This is a genomic window from Hymenobacter nitidus (genome assembly GCF_020447315.1).
GTDB classification, from domain to species: Bacteria; Bacteroidota; Bacteroidia; order Cytophagales; family Hymenobacteraceae; genus Hymenobacter; species Hymenobacter nitidus.
Map to the genome: position 1 here is coordinate 176,910 of NZ_JAJADQ010000007.1, position 17,937 is coordinate 194,846.

Annotated in this window: 11 protein-coding genes; 4 read left to right on the plus strand and 7 right to left on the minus strand. The window is 62.3% G+C overall.

Features of this window, described 5'->3' with window-relative positions:
* Positions 1-182: 182 nt before the first annotated feature.
* Complete coding sequence (locus LGH70_RS14435; RefSeq protein ID WP_226186934.1) at positions 183-2,747, minus strand: YfhO family protein; 2,565 nt, start codon at positions 2,745-2,747, stop codon at positions 183-185.
* 326 nt (positions 2,748-3,073) lie between these two features.
* Positions 3,074-3,973: an EamA family transporter gene (locus LGH70_RS14440; protein ID WP_226186935.1), complete on the minus strand. Its 900-nt coding sequence runs from the start codon at positions 3,971-3,973 to the stop codon at positions 3,074-3,076.
* A gap of 120 nt (positions 3,974-4,093) precedes the next feature.
* Here LGH70_RS14440 and LGH70_RS14445 point away from each other — a divergent pair, with 120 nt between their 5' ends.
* Together LGH70_RS14445 and LGH70_RS14450 are read left to right on the plus strand one after the other, a co-directional pair.
* Positions 4,094-6,589 (plus strand): bifunctional UDP-N-acetylmuramoyl-tripeptide:D-alanyl-D-alanine ligase/alanine racemase, encoded by a 2,496-nt coding sequence (locus LGH70_RS14445; RefSeq protein ID WP_226186936.1) that lies wholly within the window; start codon positions 4,094-4,096, stop codon positions 6,587-6,589.
* 80 nt (positions 6,590-6,669) lie between these two features.
* Positions 6,670-7,290, plus strand: a complete 621-nt coding sequence (locus tag LGH70_RS14450) for an OmpA family protein (protein ID WP_226186938.1) — start codon at positions 6,670-6,672, stop codon at positions 7,288-7,290.
* Between the two features lie 78 nt (positions 7,291-7,368).
* Here the strand turns inward: LGH70_RS14450 and LGH70_RS14455 are convergent, their stop codons facing one another.
* The gene (locus LGH70_RS14455) at positions 7,369-8,268 is read right to left on the minus strand and encodes a carboxypeptidase-like regulatory domain-containing protein (RefSeq protein ID WP_226186940.1); all 900 of its coding nucleotides are present in this window, start codon (positions 8,266-8,268) and stop codon (positions 7,369-7,371) included.
* 234 nt (positions 8,269-8,502) lie between these two features.
* Between LGH70_RS14455 and LGH70_RS14460 the strand changes: the two genes are divergently transcribed.
* Positions 8,503-8,766, plus strand: coding sequence for a FeoA family protein (locus LGH70_RS14460; RefSeq protein WP_226186941.1), 264 nt, complete (start codon positions 8,503-8,505; stop codon positions 8,764-8,766).
* Positions 8,767-8,776: 10 nt separating this feature from the next.
* A complete protein-coding gene (gene feoB, locus LGH70_RS14465; protein ID WP_226186942.1) occupies positions 8,777-10,969 on the plus strand; it encodes a ferrous iron transport protein B in 2,193 nt (730 codons plus the stop codon).
* A 167-nt stretch (positions 10,970-11,136) separates the two neighbouring features.
* Here feoB and LGH70_RS14470 read toward each other — a convergent pair whose 3' ends face one another.
* The 4 genes from LGH70_RS14470 to LGH70_RS14485 form a co-directional block, all read right to left on the minus strand.
* On the minus strand, positions 11,137-11,841 hold the full coding sequence (locus LGH70_RS14470) for an SAM-dependent methyltransferase (protein ID WP_226186943.1): 705 nt from the start codon (positions 11,839-11,841) through the stop codon (positions 11,137-11,139).
* A gap of 93 nt (positions 11,842-11,934) precedes the next feature.
* Positions 11,935-12,705 carry an alpha/beta fold hydrolase gene (locus LGH70_RS14475; RefSeq protein WP_226186944.1) on the minus strand — a complete coding sequence of 257 codons (771 nt, stop codon included), beginning with the start codon at positions 12,703-12,705 and terminating at the stop codon, positions 11,935-11,937.
* An 83-nt stretch (positions 12,706-12,788) separates the two neighbouring features.
* On the minus strand, positions 12,789-15,848 hold the full coding sequence (locus tag LGH70_RS14480; RefSeq protein ID WP_226186945.1) for an SBBP repeat-containing protein: 3,060 nt from the start codon (positions 15,846-15,848) through the stop codon (positions 12,789-12,791).
* Positions 15,849-15,985: 137 nt separating this feature from the next.
* Positions 15,986-17,779: an ATP-binding protein gene (locus LGH70_RS14485; RefSeq protein WP_226186946.1), complete on the minus strand. Its 1,794-nt coding sequence runs from the start codon at positions 17,777-17,779 to the stop codon at positions 15,986-15,988.
* Positions 17,780-17,937: the final 158 nt, after the last annotated feature.

Below are 17,937 nucleotides of genomic sequence, written 5' to 3' on the forward strand. Positions count from 1 at the left end.
CCGTGGCACTCCGTCCTCTGCGCAGTACGTAATTACCTTTTAGCAGAAAGCCCTTTCCCGCACGAACAGGAAAGGGCTTTTTATTTTAGTCGGCTTTCTACATTTCAGCGGATGGATTGCCGCCGCTTGAGGTGCGGAATATCCTGCACCTCGCAAGGACAGGCTAAGGCAACCAAGCCCCGCTAGGCAGCCATGCGTACTTCTTCTACCGGCGCGGTGGGCTTGCGCTTCACGGCGTAGAAGATGGTAGCCAGCAGGGCCAGAATCAGCAGGCCCGACGACACGAGCGAAATCGTGTTGCCGATGGCGTACTCCTTGGGCTCGAACTTGAACTTGATGGTGTGCGTGCCAGCCGGTACGGGCAGGGCCCGCAGCACGTAGTTCACGCGCATGTGCGGCACCGGCTTGCCGTCGAGGTAGGCATTCCAGCCGTCCTGGTAGTAGATTTCCGAGAACACCACGAAGCCATCCTGCACGGCCGTAGCGCGGTAGTTCATTTCGTCGGGCAGGTAGCCGGTCAGGGCAATGGTGGAGCCGGCGGCGGTGTAGGCCGTTTTATCGAGCTTGAACTTCGAGGCGTCGATGACGGCCGTGGTGGCGACGTTCAGGTTGGTGAGGGCCGCAATTTCCTGGTCGGGATTCTGCACTTTCTGCACTTCGCTCACAAACCAGGCATTGCCCAGGGCGCCGGGGTTGCGCTGCACGGGCTGCTTCGGGTCGCCGGTAATAACGTAGCGGGTGTTGAGCATCGCCAGCACCTGCGGGTTATTGGCCGAAATCTGGCGCTCAATCAGATCCTGGTAGCGGCGTAGCTTGGCCCCGTGGTAGCCCCCGATGCTTTTGTGGAAATAGGAGGTATTGGCCTCGTTGAACGGGTTCTGCAGGTTCAGCACCCGGTAGCTTAGGTCCGTGTCCTGCAGAATCTGCTGGTCGGCGGCGGTGGGTACAAACTGCTGGGCAATGGTTTCGCGCTGGAAGTTATTATCGTTCAGGTAGCGCTTGTCCACGCCCCAGAGGTCAACCAGGGTAAGGGCACCCATCAGCAACGCCGCGACGGTAACCGAGAGCTTGCGCTGCAGGTAGAAATACAGCACGCCGCCGGCCAGCAGAATGAAGACGATGGAGCGCAGTACGTCGGTGTGCATCAGGCTGGCGCGGTCGGCCCGCAGGGCATCCAGCGGGAAGCCCTGCTGCTGCATCTGCGCATCCACCGGCGCGGCAAAGTCGGCGCCCATGCCGGCCAGCCAGGCCAGCACGCAGATGCCGGCCGTGATGCCCACGGCGTACAGCAGCTTGCGTTTCAGCTCCGCCGACTCGGGTGAGGTAGTGCTCTGGCCGCTCAGGGCCGCCAGGCTCGGGTGGGTGCTGGCACCGGCCGTCGGTACCACGGCGGCCTGCGGGCGCAGGATGCGGGCCAGGGCCAGCACGGCCAGCAGCGGCATAGCCAGTTGGGCAATAACGAGGGCCATACTCACCGAGCGGAACTTGTTGTAGCCCGGGAAGTAGTCGAACATCAGGTAGTTGAACGTCTCGAAGTTCTTACCCCAGGCCAGCAGAATCGACAGGATAGTGCCCACCAGCAGCCAGGTGCGCGTGCGGCGGTCGGCCACAAACAAGCCCAGCACAAACAGGAAGCACACCACGGCCCCGATGTACACCGGACCGCTCGTGACGGGCTGGGCACCCCAGTAGAGGGGCAGCTGCTGCAGGTACTCGCGCAGCTGCACCGGCGGTACTCCCAGGCCGGCCAGAGCCTTGCCTGTCGCCGAGTTTTCGCTCAGGGAACCCGCGCTGGCGCCGCCGTAGTAGTTGGGAATCAGCAGGGTAATGGTTTCGCCCACGCCGTAGCTCCAGCCGAAGGCATAGTCCCGGTCGAGGCCGTTGCCGATGCCGTCTTCGCCGGCCGCCGCCGCCGGAGCGCCGGGGGCAGTCGGGGCGGGCGTGGTCAGTTCCGACTTGCCCCGGATGGAGTACTTGCCGTATTCAGCCGTGACGTAGAGGCGGCCGAAGCTGACACCCACGGCCAGCACGGCGGCAGCGGCCAGCAGGGCCGTGCGACCCAGAAAGTCGGACAGGCGCTTTTCGCGCAAGGCGGCAATCAGCTCCACGATGCCGAACACCACGACCAGAAGGAGCAAGTAGTAGGTAATCTGCAGGTGGTTGGAGCGCACGTTCATCGTCAGGCCCAGCGCAAACAGGGCCGCGCCCAGCCAGCGGTTGCGCCGGAACGTGACCAGCAGGCCCCCCAGAACCAGCGGCGCGTAAGCCAAAGCCAGCGACTTGGTGTTGTGGCCGGCGGCCAGAATAATCAGGTTGTAGCTGCTGAAGCCCAGGGCCACGGCACCGATGGTGGCCAGTAGCGGCCGCACCCCCAGGGCTACAAACAGCACGTAGCCGCACACCAGGGCCAGAAACAGGTTGGCGACGACGGCCGGCAGGTTCAGCGTGAAAATCTGGTGCAGGTAGATCGACAGGTCGCCGGGGAAGCGGGTGCTGATCAGGTAGGTCGGCATGCCGGAAAACATGGAGTTGGTCCACAGGGCTTCCTTGCCGGTTGCTTCGCGGTAGAGCTGGGCCTCGTGCGCCCCGCCGTTGAACTGCACTACGTCGTGCTGGGCCAGCGTTTTGCCATCAAACAGGATGGGCGAGAAGTAGAGAGCGGCCAGCGCCAGAAAGAATACGACGGCCAGCAGATGGGGCAACAGCCGGCGCCACAGCGGCACCGCCGGGGAAGAAACAGTAGTCATCAGACGAAAAAAGAGTCGGAAAATGGCCCGCCTGCCGCACCCGGCAGTCAGGTAGCCCGAAGGTAGCCCGTTTATTTTATTTCAGGAACCCCAGGTGGCTACTAGAGGGCCGGTGGAGCCCACCGCGGCTCTCTGGTTCCACAGATCAGCCAGCCTGGACCAAAGTAGGATAATACCCGGATGGTAGATAGAGAGTAGGGCCATACTGCCTTTAGGCTGCTTCTAGGCTGCCTCTAGGCTTTGTTTGGACAAGACAGGGAGTCGGCGGCGGGAGGGAAGGGGGTGAAATTGGACAAAAGCGCGCCGGGGTAGGGAGTAGCGCCTGGCTAGGCTGCCCGCCGCCCTACGTTCCAGCCCGAGTTATACAGCACCACCGACAGCAGAATCACGCCGTAAGCCAGGCCTTCCTGCAGCGTGGCCTGCTCGCCGAAGTAGAGAAAAGCCAGCAGAAAGCTGATGACCGGGTTCAGGTACATCAGGATGCCGACCGTGCCCGACGGTAGGGCGTTAAGGGCAAATAGGTTCAGAAACAAGGGAATAACCGTGAAGCCCACGCTCAGCACCGCCGCCATCAGCAGCAGGTAGCCGTCCTGAAAGCCGGCCGCGGGGTCGGCGCCCAGCAGGCGGGCCGTAGGCAGAATCACCAAGGCCGCCAGGCTCAGCTGCACCGTGAGCAGCACCAGCCGGTCGTAGCCCTGCAGCTTGCGCTGGGTAATGAGGTAGGAAGCATAGGTAAAGGCCACCACTAGGCTCATCAGCACATTCTGCCAGGCGCCGGTGCCCAGCAGGGCGCAGCTCACGGCACTGAGGCCGATGGCCAGCCACTGGTTTAGCCGTAGCTTTTCGCCCAGCACCACGAAGCCCAGCAAGGCCGTCAGGATGGGGCAGATGAGGTAGGCAAAGGAGCCGGCCTGCACGCTCACCTTATTCACGACATAGATGAACAGCAGCCAGTTGCTGGTGAGCAGGGCGCCGCCCACCACGGTGCTGAAGGCCACGCGCCGCCGCTCGACACCGCCGGCCCGCTGCCACTGCTGCCAGGTTGCGCGCACCGTGGCGCGGCGGGCCGTCAGGTTGATGAGCAGCAGCAAAGCCAGGGAAAGCAAGACCCGAAAAAAGAGAATCTGCCCGCTGCTGTAGCCAGCCATCAGGCGCAGCGGAATCGGGAAAAAGCCCCAGATGAGAAATGCGGCCAGCGCGGCCAGGTGATGAGGGGAGAGTTTCAAGACAGGTAATAGGGAGCTGAGAAAGAACGCAAAGGTACGCTACTTGGCCGCGCCGCGCGAGGCTGGCCCGTAAGCAGGGCCCGAAACCCTGCTACCTTTGCCCCTGTTTTCTCTTCCGTTATGCTGCTTTTCTCCGACCTGCCAGCCCTTACCGGCGGCTCCCTGCTCCAGGCCCCGGCTTCCCGGGCCCGCATTCAGCACCTGCTGCTCGACAGCCGCCGTGTGGGGCAGCCTGCCGGCTCACTGTTCTTCGCCATCCGGGGCGCGCAGCACGATGGGCACCGCTACCTGCCCGACCTCTACCGGCAGGGCGTGCGCCAGTTCGTGGTCGACCATCCAGCGGCTATTGCGGGCGGCGCGGCGGCCTTTCCCGAAGCGGGCTTTTTGGTGGTTGACGACACGCTGACGGCCCTGCAGGCTATAGCGGCCCAGCACCGGCGGCAGTTCCGCATTCCGGTGTTCGGCATCACCGGCTCCAACGGCAAAACCATCGTCAAGGAGTGGCTGGCCCAGCTGCTGAGCTCGGATGAGCTGCTGTGCAAAAGTCCGCGCAGCTACAATTCCCAAGTCGGTGTACCGCTGAGCGTGTGGGAGCTGAATGCCTCGCACACGCTGGGTATTTTCGAGGCCGGTATTTCCGAGAAAGGCGAAATGGCACGGCTGGAGCGCGTTATTCAGCCCACGCTGGGCCTCTTCACCAATCTGGGCACGGCCCACGACGCGGGCTTTGCCTCGCCGGCGGAAAAGGTGGCCGAGAAGATGCAGCTGTTTAAAGATGTCGACACGCTCTTTTACTGCCGCGACCATGAGGCCATTCACGCGGCAGCCCAGGCCCAGCTGGGGGCGGCCCGTACCTTCACCTGGAGCCGCCACCACAGCTACGATACCCACGTGGCCGTGTCGGTGCTGGAAGCTTCGGCGGGCCGCACGGTGGTGCGCGTGGTGCTGGAGCGGCCCCTGAAGCAGGAGCACACCTTCACGCTGCCCTTTGCCGATGAGCCCTCGGTGGAAAATGCCCTGCACGGCTTGGCGGTGCTGCTCTGGCGGCAGGTGCCGGCCCCGGAAATTCAGCGCCGCCTCGACCGGCTGCTGCCCGTGGCCATGCGCCTGGAAATGAAGCAGGCCCTGAACGACTGCTACGTACTCGACGACACCTATAATAACGACCTGGCCGGCCTGCGCCTGGCCCTCGACGCGCTGGCCCGCCAACCCCGCCGCGGCCGCCGTACCCTGATCTTGTCCGACGTGCTCGAATCTGGGTTGCCCGCTGCCGAGCTGTACGCCCACGTGGCTGCACTGCTGCCCACCCACGGCGTGGAGCGGCTGGTCGGCATCGGGGCGGAAATCAGTGCGCATCAGGCAGCCTTCAGCGTGGCCCAAGCCGAATTCTACGAATCCACGGAAGCATTTCTGGCGGCTTTTCAGCCCGAGCAGTTTCACCAGGAAACCATTCTGGTAAAAGGCGCCCGGCGCTTCGGTTTCGAGCGGATTGTGGCGGCCTTCCAGCAGAAGATTCACGGTACGGTACTCGAAGTCAACCTCGACGCGCTGGTCCACAACCTGAACTTCTACCGCGCCCGGCTGCAGCCCGGTACCCGCCTGATGGTCATGGTCAAGGCGTTTGCCTACGGCAGCGGCTCCTACGAGGTGGCTAATCTGCTGCAGTTCCACCGCGCCGACTACCTAGCCGTAGCCTACGCCGACGAAGGCGTGGAGCTGCGCCAGCACGGCATTAGTCTCCCCGTGATGGTGATGAACCCCTCCCCGGATTCGTTTCAGAAGCTGCGGCAGTACCACCTGGAGCCCGAAATCTACTCCTTCGAGCGGCTGCAGGAATACCTGCGCGCCGCTCAGGAGCAGGCCATGCCCGCCATTCACCTCAAGCTCGATACCGGCATGCGCCGCCTGGGCTTCGCCGAAGAGGACCTGCCCGAATTGTGCGCGTTGTTGCAGGCCAACGCCGCCCACCTGCGCGTGGCCAGCGCCCTTACCCACCTGGCCGGGGCCGACGAAGAGCAGCACAACGATTTCTCGCGCCAGCAGCTGGCCGCGTTTCAGCGCATGACCCCGCAGGTCGAAGCGGCGCTGGGCTACTCCATTATCAAGCACGCCCTGAACTCGGCCGGCATCGTGCGCTTCCCCGAGGCGCACTACGACATGGTGCGCCTCGGTATTGGCCTCTACGGGGTGGAAGCCAGCGGTCAGCAGCCCAATGCTCTGCGCCCGGTCAGCAGCCTGCGTACCACTATTTCCCAGATCAAAACCCTGGCCCCGGGCCATACGGTGGGCTACGGCCGCCGCGGCGGACCGGTGGACTATGAGCGGCGCATTGCTACCTTGGCCATTGGCTACGCCGACGGCTACGACCGGCGCTTCGGCAATGGGGTAGGGGAGGTGGTCATCCGGGGGCGGCGGGCCCCGATTGTAGGCAACGTGTGTATGGATATGTGCATGGCCGACGTCACGCACATCAGCGGAGTGCAGCCCGGCGACTCGGCCGTGGTGTTTGGCGAGGAAATGCCCCTGCGCGAAGCCGCCGCCCGCATCGGCACGATTCCCTACGAGCTGCTGACCAACGTAAGTGAGCGGGTGAAGCGCATTTTCTTCGCCGAGTAAAAGTGGGCGGCAGGGCCAGAAACAAACCTGAGCAGTGTTTCTGCGTAAGCGGGCTTCCATCCCTCCCTTTCCACAGCCACATGAAAAAGCATATTCTCTCCGTCGTAGCACTCATTGCCCTCCTGACGGCCTGCGATAATCTCAAGAACCCCGAAACCAAGGACCAGCCCCAGGAAGCCACCCAGGATACTGCTGTGGTGTACCGGGACGGTGAAACCGCCGCCGGCGCCGCTACTGCCGCCACCGATGCCGTGGGCAGCGGCTGGGACTTGGCCAAGCAGAAGCTGGCCGACGTGAAATACCCCGAGGTAAACGTGGCCGACGTGTCGGTGCGCGGCAACGAGGAATACAGCGTGTACGGTGTGGAAGAAGCCGTCCTGTTCGATACCGACAAGGCCGAGATTAAAGCCGGCGCCAGCAAGGCCCTGGAGCAGATTTCGGCTTCTATCGGCCAGCGCTACGCTACCGGCCCGGTCTACATCATGGGCTTTGCCGACTCCCGCGGCGACAAAAGCTACAACCGCGAGCTGAGCGAGAAGCGGGCCAATGCGGTGAAGGCCTGGCTGAGCCAGAACGGTAAAATCGATGCCTCGCGCGTAAGCGTGGAGCCCATGGGCGAAAGTGAGCCGGTCGCCTCCAACGCTACTGCCGAAGGACGCCAGCAAAACCGCCGCGTCGAAATTGCCGTCCGCACCAAGTAAACTCCGGCTTTACACCTCTATTGCAACAAAAAAGGCCGCAACGTGAGTTGCGGCCTTTTTTGTGTTCAAGCATTTTGCTTAGTCTTTGATCATATCTACTTCGGCCTTGATCATGGCGTTGTAGCGCATGCCGTTGTTGGCCAAAGTAATCAGGCTCCAGCCTTTGCCGATGGAGTAGGTCCAGGTGCGGCTTTCCTTGAATTCGAAGGTGGGACGCATGATCTGACCGTAGGGCGTGTAGGTTTCCATGAAGTTGGTGGTGTAGAACTTATCACCACTCACAATCCATTCCATGGCGACGAAGAAGCCTTCTTCCGGGGCCGGCACGTTGTATTGGGTCAGGTCGATGGTGTACCACTCGCCGCCTTTGGGAGCGGATACCACTACGTTGTCGGTCAGGATGTCGGTGTTGGGCGAGTTGTAGTTGCCGTCGGCCTTGTAGAGCCGCACGCGGAACGGTTCGCGGGGAAAGCCGTTCTCACCGATGTAAAACGATACGGAGCGCACGTTGCCGAGCTTCTTGCTCTTGTCGTTCTTCACGAAGAAAGCGTACTGCTGACCGGGCAAGCCCTGAATCATGCCCTCGCCGGGCGTGCTGCCCTTCGAGCCCAGCGACAGGTCTTTGATCTTGCCGCCCTGCACTTTCACTTCGCTCAGCTCGATAACGCGCTTGGGTACCTCGATGATGAGGTCCTGCACGTTCGTGCCTTTTTTAATAAGGATGGCCTTGCGGAAGTAACCCAGGGCCAACACAACCAGGGAGTCCTGGGCGTTTTTCTCGGGCATCGGCATCTGGAAGAAGCCGTACTCGTTGGTGAGGGCACCACTTTGTTCCTCTTTCAGGCCAATAGACGCGAAAGGAATGGGTTCCTTGGTCTTCTGGTCTACGATGCGGCCCGAGATTTTATTTTCTTGGGCAAAGCCTAGCGCTGGAAACAGCAGAACGAAGGCGAAAAGAGTAAGTAAGCGTTGGAGCATAGGTAGGCAGACTCTTAATTATATCCCAAAACTACAATGAAAAGGGCGAAGAAAAGCAATACCTCCCTGAATATTTATAAATATGCAATTGCATTTCGGAATAATTCTAAATCAAATACTTATATGTTTTTCGGGGCTTGGCTTTACCGGAGCAGATACTATAATCTGCGTTTTGGCCGAAACCTAAATGGGTAGTACCTTTGTTTGAACAGAATCTAAATAACGCCCCTGCCCGTGTCCATTCGTCCCGCCCAAGCCCAGCCCCATGCACCCCGCAGCGTGAAAGACCTGCGCCTGGGCGAAAGCGGCACGATCTGCTGCCTGCAGGACCCCGAAATGGCGCTTAAGCTGCTGGAAATGGGCTGCATCCCCGGTACCGAAGTGCGCCTCAACAGCCGGGCCCCGCTGGGCTGCCCCATTACGCTGGTCGTCGGCAATGAGGACTACACGTTGTCGTTGCGGGTAAGTGAGGCGGCCACCATTCTTTTGAAAGACTAGCCGCTGCCGTATGGCCCGCGCAACTCTCATATCCGACCCTACCGGAGCGGCCGCCTCGGCGCTGACGCTGGAAGCCCTGCGTGATGTGCCGCCGCGCAGTCACCGCGAGCTGACGCGCATTGCCCTGATTGGTAACCCCAACTCAGGTAAGTCGTCCTTGTTCAACCAGCTCACCGGCCTGAACCAGAAAGTCGGCAACTTTCCCGGCGTCACCGTGGACCGTAAAACGGGCATCAGTCAGCTTACGGCCCAGCACCGGGCCGAAATCATCGACCTGCCCGGCACTTACTCGCTCTACCCCAAGAGCCTCGACGAAAAGGTGATAACCGACCTGCTCTACGACCAGGCTTCGGACCAGTACCCGGACTTCGTGGTGGTGACGGTGGACGCCTCGAATCTGCGGCGCAACCTGCTGCTGTTTACCCAGCTGGCCGATCTGGGCCTGCCCGCCGTGCTGGCCCTGAACATGATGGACGTGGCCGAGCAGCACGGGGTGCAAATCGACATCATGGCCCTGCAGCAGGAATTGGGCGTGCCGATTATCCCGATGAATGCCCGCAAGGGCGTGGGCATTGCGGCCCTTAAAATCGTGATGTCGCGGCAGCTGGGCGCGCCAACGAAGAGCTTTTACGAGCCCGGCGAGGACCTGCTGCCCATGATCCGGCAGATCCGCTACTATTTCAACCTGCACAACGACTACCTGGCGCTGCACTACGCGCATCAGTTCCGGCAGATCAGCTTCCTGACGGCCGACGACAAGACGTACATTGCCGAGCTGGTGGAGAAGTACGATTTCCAGCCCACGCCCCGGCAGGCCCAGGAAACCATCGACCGGTATGCCCGCGTCAACGATATTCTGCTGAATACCGTGACGGTGGTGCGCACCGAAAAGAATGAGCCCTACAGCAACAAGCTCGACAAGGTGCTGACCCACAAGGTGTGGGGCTACCTGATTTTCTTCGGCATCCTGTTTCTGATGTTCCAGGCCGTTTTTGCCTGGGCCAGCTACCCCATGGAGCTGATTGACGAGGGCGTGACGTGGATTAATCAGCTGGTGCAAACCAACTTCGACGGGCCGCTGGTGAGTCTGCTCACCGAAGGCGTGCTGGCCGGCCTGGGCGGCGTGCTGATTTTCATTCCCCAGATTGCCCTGCTCTTCGCCTTTATTGCGGTGCTGGAGGAAACCGGCTACATGGCCCGCGTGACGTTCATGATGGACCGCATCATGCGCAAGTTTGGCCTGAACGGGAAAAGCATCGTACCTCTGATTTCGGGCGTGGCCTGCGCCGTACCGGCCATTATGAGCGCGCGCACCATCGAAAACTGGAAGGACCGCATCATCACCATCTTCGTGACGCCGCTGATGAGCTGCTCGGCCCGGATTCCGGTCTACACGGTGCTCATTGCCCTGGTGGTGCCCCCCACGAAAGTGCTGGGCATCTTTAATCTGCAGGGCATAGCGCTGATGGGCCTGTACCTGCTGGGCTTTTTCGCGGCTATTTTCTCGGCCTGGGTCCTGAAGCTGATTCTGCGCACCCAGAACAAGAGCTACTTCATCATGGAGTTCCCGGTGTACCGCTGGCCGCGCTGGAAAAACGTGGGTCTTACCATCGTGGAGAAGGTAAAAACCTTCGTGTTTCAGGCCGGTAAGGTGATTGTGGCCATATCCGTGATTTTGTGGGTGCTGGCTTCGTACGGGCCCGGCAACGCGCTGGAGCAGGCCGAAACCCGCGCCCGGACCACGGCCGCGCAGCAGCAGCTGTCGGCCGAGGAAACCGACATCCGGATTGCCTCCGAAAAGCTGGAGAACTCCTACGCCGGCTTGTTTGGCCGCACCCTGGAACCCGCCATCCGCCCCCTGGGCTTCGACTGGAAAATCGGCATTGCCCTGATTACCTCCTTTGCGGCCCGGGAAGTATTCGTGGGCACGATTTCCACCATCTACAGCGTGGGCCAGGATGCGGATATGCGCACGGTGCAGCAGAAGCTGGCGGCCGAAAAAGACGAAAACGGCCAGCCCTTCTTTACCCCGGCCCGGGCCTTTTCCCTACTGGTATTCTACGTGTTTGCCATGCAGTGCATGAGCACCCTGGCCGTAGTATACCGCGAAACGAAAGGCTGGAAATGGCCCCTGATGCAGCTCTTCTACATGACGGGCCTGGCCTACGTGTCTTCGCTGATTGTGTACCAGCTGTTCAAGTAAAGCCTGTCATTGCGAGGTACGAAGCAATCCGTCCGCCGCGCAGTACGCCCCAGCCTTCTAAACTAAAAAGCCCTTTCCCGCACGAGCAGGAAAGGGCTTTTTAGTTTAGAAGGCTGGGTACATTGCGGCGGACGGATTGCTTCGTACCTCGCAATGACACGGGTTTTTTACCTTCCAATCAGGAATACGGCGGGCTGCTTATGAATCTGGGGGAGCTTGCCTTTCCAGTTGGCTACCGTGTCGGTGCGCACCAGCTCGTCGGGTGCCGTCAGGTTGGCCGCTATGCACAGGCGGGTGGCGGGCTGCAGCTGGGCCAGCAGGTCCTCCAGCAGCTGCATGTTGCGGTAGGGCGTTTCGATAAACAGCTGGGTCTGGTGCTGGCTCAGGGCCTGCTTTTCCAGGGTTTTGATGGCTGCAATGCGCTGGGTCCGCTCGATGGGTAGGTAGCCGTGGAAGGCGAAGCTCTGCCCGTTCATGCCCGAGCCCATCAGGGCCAACAAGAGCGACGAGGGCCCCACCAGCGGCACCACCCGAATGCCGAGCTTATGCGCCAGCCGGGCTACTTCGGCGCCGGGGTCGGCCACGCCGGGGCAGCCAGCTTCGGAAATGACGCCCGCATCCTGCCCCGCCACCACGGCCTTCAGCGCCTCCTGAATCTGGGCTTCGGTCGAGTCCTTGTCGATAACGCTGATGCGCAGGCTCTCAATTACCTGGGCCGGGGCCACGCTTTTAATGAAGCGGCGGGCCGTGCGGGCATTTTCCACCAGGAAATACGACAGCGCCGCGACCTGCGTAGCCACCTGGGCCGGCAAGACCTGCGCGGCCGTGTCGTCGGCCAGCACGGTGGGAATAAGATAGAGGGTGCCCTTCATGTATAGTTGTCAGTTGCTGGTTGTCAGTTGTTAGGGGCAGGTAACAGCACAGCTAGTAACTGACAACTAGCAACTGACAACTAAAAACGGCAACTAGCTTTTCGCGAAGGCCTCGACCAGAGCGTAGATTTCGTCGGGCTTTTCGGCATGCAACCAGTGGCCTGCATCCACCACGGTTTCGACCTGGCTGTTGGGAAACAGGGCCGGAATACCGTAGAGCTTGTCTTCAGTGGAGATGTAGTCCGACTTGCCGCCGCGCACAAACAGGGCCGGCTTCACGAAGGGCACCGGGCTGCTGATTTCGGCGCCAATGGCGGGCATGTGCTCTGTGAGGGCCGCCAGGTTGGGGCGCCAGGCAAAGGAGTTGTCTTCGCGCCGGTACAGATTCTTGAGCAGAAACTGCCGCACGCCCAGCTGCGGAATATGCTGGGCCAGGGCGTCATCGGCCTGCTGCCGCGACTCGATAGAAGCCAGATCTACGGCGTGCAGCCCGGCTAGAATATCGTCCTGGTGGCGCATATCCGACAGGCGCGGGGCAATGTCGAGCACAATGAGCTTGTCGAGGCGGGTGGGGTGGTCGAGGGCGAAGCGCATGGCCACCTTGCCGCCCATGCTGTGGCCCATCAGGGTCACGTGCTGCAGCTGCAGCTGGTCGAATAGCTCCAGCACGTCCTGGCTCATCAGCTCATAGGTGTGCTCGGCCGTTTGGGGCGAGCGGCCGTGGTTGCGCAGGTCCACCACAATCACGCGGTGCGTTTCGGCCCAGCGCTTCGCCAGAGTTTGCCAGTTGTCGGAGGTGCCGAAAAGGCCGTGCAGGATAACGAGCGGGTTGCCCGCGCCCAGTTCGCGGTAGTGGAGTTGCATAAGGGCAAAGGTCGGAAGAAGCCGGCAAATGCAACGGGCCAGCCCCCGCAAAGAGGCTGGCCCGGCTGAAACGCGGCAGAAAGCTACTGGCGCACCACTTTCAGAACCTGCTGCTGCTGGCCCTGCCGCACCGTGAGCAGGTAGAGACCCGCTGGCCACTGCGCTGCTTCGGGCAGCTCCAAGCTCCCTTGGTTGGCCTGCACCGTTACCTGTTTGCGCAGCCACTGGCGGCCAGTCGCATCGTGGGCCGTCAGCTCGACGAGGCCGGGCTGGGCCGAAAGCAGATGCAGGCTCAGAGCCGCCGCAAACGGGTTGGGCACGGCCTGGGCCATGGCCAGCGTCTTGCTTGGCAGTTGGTTGGCCGTAATGACAAAGGAGAGGCGGGCCAGATAGCCTATCTGATGCACCCGGCCCGTCGTGGTCAGCGTGTGGGGCCCGAAAGTCGCCCGGATATCCCCGTAAGGCCCCGAAAACTCGCCGCCGACGTAGATGCTGCCGCCGCCGCCCAGGGCAAGGGTGTGCGTGAAGTTGGTGCCCGCAGATTTGGTAGCCCACTGCCACTGGCCAGTGGGCGTGAGGCTGGCCACGAACGTATCGTAGTAGCTGCGGCGGCTGTAGGGCAGGGTGGTAGTACCGAAAATGGCCCCGGCACTGCGGAAACTACCCGTCACGTAGGCGCTACCGGTGCCATCCACCGCCACGTCGTACGCCGAGTTGGACCCGCGCAGCCCGCCCTGCGCTACCCACTGCCACTGGCCGGCCGGCGTAACCTTACCCACGAACACATCGGAGCTGTCGGTGCTGTTCAACGTCAGGCTGCCAAAGCTGCCCGGGCCGCCAAAGAAACCCGTTACGTACGTGTTGCCGGTGGCATCGGCGGCAATAGCGCTGGCCCCGGCGTAGCCCGAGCCACCGGCCGTAGCCCACTGCCATTGGCCCGTGGAGCTCAGCTTGGCCACGTAGGCGTTGTACCCCGGAGTGGTGAGTGTGGTGCTGCCAAAGGCGGCATTGCCACCACTGAAGTTGCCAGCTACGTAGGCGTTGCCCGCCGCATCCAGGGCCAGGTCGCTGCCTTGCTCGTCGCCGGTGCCCCCGGCGCGGGCCGCCCACTGCCACTGGCCATTGGCGCTGAGCTTGGCGGCAAATATTTCCGAGCTGCCCAGGCTGCCCGAGTTCGTGAGGGTGGTAGCTCCGAGGCCGAGCGTGGAGCTCTGGAAGGAGCCGGCGACGTAGGCATTGGCGCTGGCATCTACCGCAATGCTGGACCCGTAATCGTCGCCGTCGCCACCACCAGCCGTAGCCCACTGCCACTGGCCGCTGGTGCTCAGCTTGGCCACGAAAGTATCGTAGCCCAGGTAGCCACCGGCGGTGCTGCTCAATACGTTGGTGCCAAAAGTGGCGTCGGCTCCGTTGAAGCAGCCGGTTATGTACACGTTGCCCGCCGCATCAAGTGCCAGACTCGGTTTTGATTCGAAGTAGCCCCCGCCAAAACGGGCCGTGCCGGCAGGCTGTGCTACCCACAGCCATTGGCCCGCCGGGCTGCGCTTGGCCACAAACAGGTCGTTGTTGTTATTGCCCACCAGGGTCGTGCTGCCGAGCGTGAGGCTGCCGCTGAAAATGCCGATGCTATAGACGTTGCCGGCCGCATCCACGGCCACGTTGCTCACACTGGACCGGCTGCCTCCGTCGCTGTTCATGGCCCACTGCCACTGGCCCGCCGTGGTCAGGCGGGCTACATACAGGTCGGAAACGCCACTGTTACGGAGCGTGGTAGAGCCGAACGTGAGGTTGCCCGTCTGGTAGAAGCCCGCCAGGAAGATGTTGTTGGATGCGTCCAGGGTCAGGGTGCCGGGATACACGGCGCTTTGGCCGCTGCTCTGGGCTACCCATTGCCACTGGCCGCTGCTATTAAGCTTGGCCGCGTACACGGCGCTGGCGTAATTATCCCGGAATGTGTTGGTCAGGATAATGCCGCCAAACGTGGTGCGGGGACTGTTGGTAGAGCCGGTGAGGTAGGCATTGCCGGCGGCATCTACGGCCAGGCTCGCAAAGTCTTCATTGACTGCGCCGGTAGCTTGGGTAGCCCACAGCCACTGGCCGCTGGTACTGAGCTTGGCTACGAACACATCGGTACTGCCCGAATTAGTAAGCCGGGTAGTGCCAAAGCCGGCCGAAAAGCCTCTGAAGCCGCCGGCTACGTACACGTTGCCGCCCGCGTCGAGCGCCAGGCTGCTGGGTTCCTCACTGTTCTGGCCCTCCGATTTGCTGGCCCACAGCCATTGGCCGGCGGGCGAGAGCTTGGCCACATAGGCATCAGTCAGGCCGCTGCCTGCTACAGGATACGTATTGTTCAGCGTAAAGCTGCCAAAGGTGGCACTGACCCCGCTGAAGTAGCCGGTCAGGTAGGCGTTGCCACTGGCATCGAGGGCCAGGTCGGCGGCCGAGTTGGCGTTGTCGCTGCCCGCATTGGTGGCCCACTGCCATTGGCCGGTAGCCGAGAGCTTGGCCACGAATACGCCGTTGCCGGCAGCAGTGAGGGTGGTAGTGCCGAAGGTGGCGCTGCCGCCGCCGAAGGTGCCGGCTACGTAGGCGTTGCCGCTGGCGTCGAAGGCAATGCTGGTTGCTTGCTTGCTGCCAGGGCCGCTAGCCTGATATGCCCACTGCCATTGGCCAGCCGCCGAAATCTTAGCCACGAACAGGTCGGAGCCATAGAAGTTAGGTACGTTGTTGGTAAGCGTGGTAGCACCCAGCGTGAGGCTGCGGCCGGTGAAGTAGCCGGCGGTCAGCAAGTTGCCGCTGGCGTCTAGGGCCAGGTCGAGCACGGTGGCCGGGGTAACGAAGGCCCACTGGCACTGGCCCGTGCTGGCGTTTATTTTGGCAATGAAGCCGCTGGGTTCACTGCTGGGACTGCTCAGAGTGCGGCCGCCCAGGCTGATTTCACCATCTATAATACCGCTGATATATAGGTTGCCGGCCCCATCGGCAACGGTATGGCGGGCGGAGGCTTGCCCGTTATAGGCCGAGGTGCCGAGGGACTGCGCCATTTCCCAGGTTTGGGCAAAGCTGCCGGCGCTGAGCAGCAACAGCATACAGGTTAGCCAGACGCCCAGCGGGCGGGGCAGAGAGGGTAGTGATATAAACATGAATAAGTTGTTAGAGCCAGCTTAGGCCAGCGTCAAAGGTATAGCATTGAGGCTTTGCCTCCGCAAGCAGGCTCTCGTAATTAATGAGCTGACATCAGCTGCCTCTCCAAGTAGTCATGCCGCTGATGGGCTGGGTTTTAGTTGTTGAGCTGGACGATAACGCTGGTGCCGCCGCCCGGAACACTTTGAATGTCGAGGGTGCCGCCGTGCCGCTGCACGAAGGCCTTGCACAGCAAGAGCCCCAGGCCCGTGCCGGTGCGCGGCCCGAGCGGCCCCGTGGGAGTCGTCAGAGGACTGTCGCTTAGTACTTCGGCTACCAGGTTGGCCGGCATGCCATAGCCCGAATCCGTGACGGTGAGCAGCACGCCGGTGGCTTGGGCCGTGGGCACGGCCGAAAACCGCACGGTGCCGCCGGGGGGCGTAAACTTGAGTGCATTGCCCACCAGATTGCGCAGAATAGTGCGCGCCATGTTCTGATCAGCCCACAGCGTGAGGTCGGCGGGGTGGGTGGCTTCGAGCGTAATCTGCTTGGCCTCGGCCGTGGTTTGGTACAGCTCCCGGTTTTCGGCAAACAGGTCGGCTACGGCCAGCCGCTCGGGGCGGTAGGCCAGCTCCCCGGTCTGGCTCACGGCCCAGTTCAGCAGGTTGTCGAGCAGGTTGTTCAGGCTCTGGGCCGACTGCCGCACCAGGGCCGGCAGGCGCTGCAGGCCTTCCTCGTCGCCGCGCTTGAGGTAGAAGCCAATCAGCTCGGTGACGCCCACGAAGGACGTGACCGGGCCGCGCAGGTCGTGGGCTACAATGGCGTAGAGCCGGTCTTTGGAAGCGGCCACTTGGCGCAGCTCGGCGGTGGTTTCCTGCAGCGCCACGTTGTTGGCCGCCAGGGCCGCCCGGCTACGGCGCAGCTGCCAGTACAGCAGCCCAAAGCCCGCCAGGCCCAGCACCAGGGCCGCAATAGCGCCCCAGAGCAGGCGGTTGCGCATGTGGTGCAGGTCGGCCTGCTGGGTCAGCAGCTGAATCTGCTTTTCCTTGTCCTCACTGTCGTAGCGGCTTTGCAGGGCGGTAAGCGTCGCCAGGCGGCGGCCGTTGTTGAGCGAGTCGTTCAGGGCTACGTAATGCTCCTGCCACTGGTAAGCCTGCGGATATTGGTTGCGGCGGGCGCTGACTTCGGCCAGCATGCTGTAGGCATCCAGTACCCGCTCCTGGCTGTGACCCCGGCGCGCCTGCCGCAACGACTGCTGGGCGAGGTCGGCGGCTTCCTCGGGCCGGCCGGTGGCCAGCAGCACCATGCTGAGCAGGGTCAGGTTGCCGGCTTCGTAGCGGGGCTGCGCGGCCTGCTGGGTGATGGCCAACGACTGCCGGATCAGCTTTTCGGCCAGGTCGTACCGCTGCTTGTAGAAGTAGTATGTGCCCAGGTTAGCCAGATAAATGGACTCATTCATGCGGTTGCCGCTGCTACGTGCCAGGCGCAGGGCCAGCTCGGTGTAGCGCAGGGCTTTGGCATCCTGGCCCAAGTGAAAGAACAGGCTGGAGAGGTTGCCGTAGAGGTTGAGCAGCGTCGATACGCGCACGCCCCGGCGGTGGGCCAGCTGCAACGCCTGCTTGTAGTGCCGCCAGGCATTCACCGTGTCGCTGCGCTCATGATGCACGGCGGCCATGGTGGTGTAGCTGCGCACTAGGCCGTCGGCATCGTTGAACTGGCGCGCAATGCGCTGCGACCGGGAATACAGCTCTAGGGCGTGGGCGCCATCCGACAGCACGGCGTAGCAGCTGCCCAGCGTGCACAGGCTCTGCATCAGTCCGCGTTGGTCGCGCAATTGCCGGGCCAGGGCTACGGCCTGCTCCCCGTAGCGGCGGGCCGTGTCCGGGGCAATATCGTGCAGGGCATAGCTCAGCGAGTCGAGCACCCGTACCCGCTGCGGAGTGGGCGCCAAGTGGGGCAACTGCCGCTGCAGGCTTTGTATTACCGCCCTTTCCTGGGCTTGCAGTGGTGAGGCCAATAAGAAAGTCAGCAGCCAAAAAAGGGAAAGTCGCCGCATCAGGTCAGGCACAGGAAAGTATAGCGCAAAAGTAATGGCTACCGGCTGAGTAT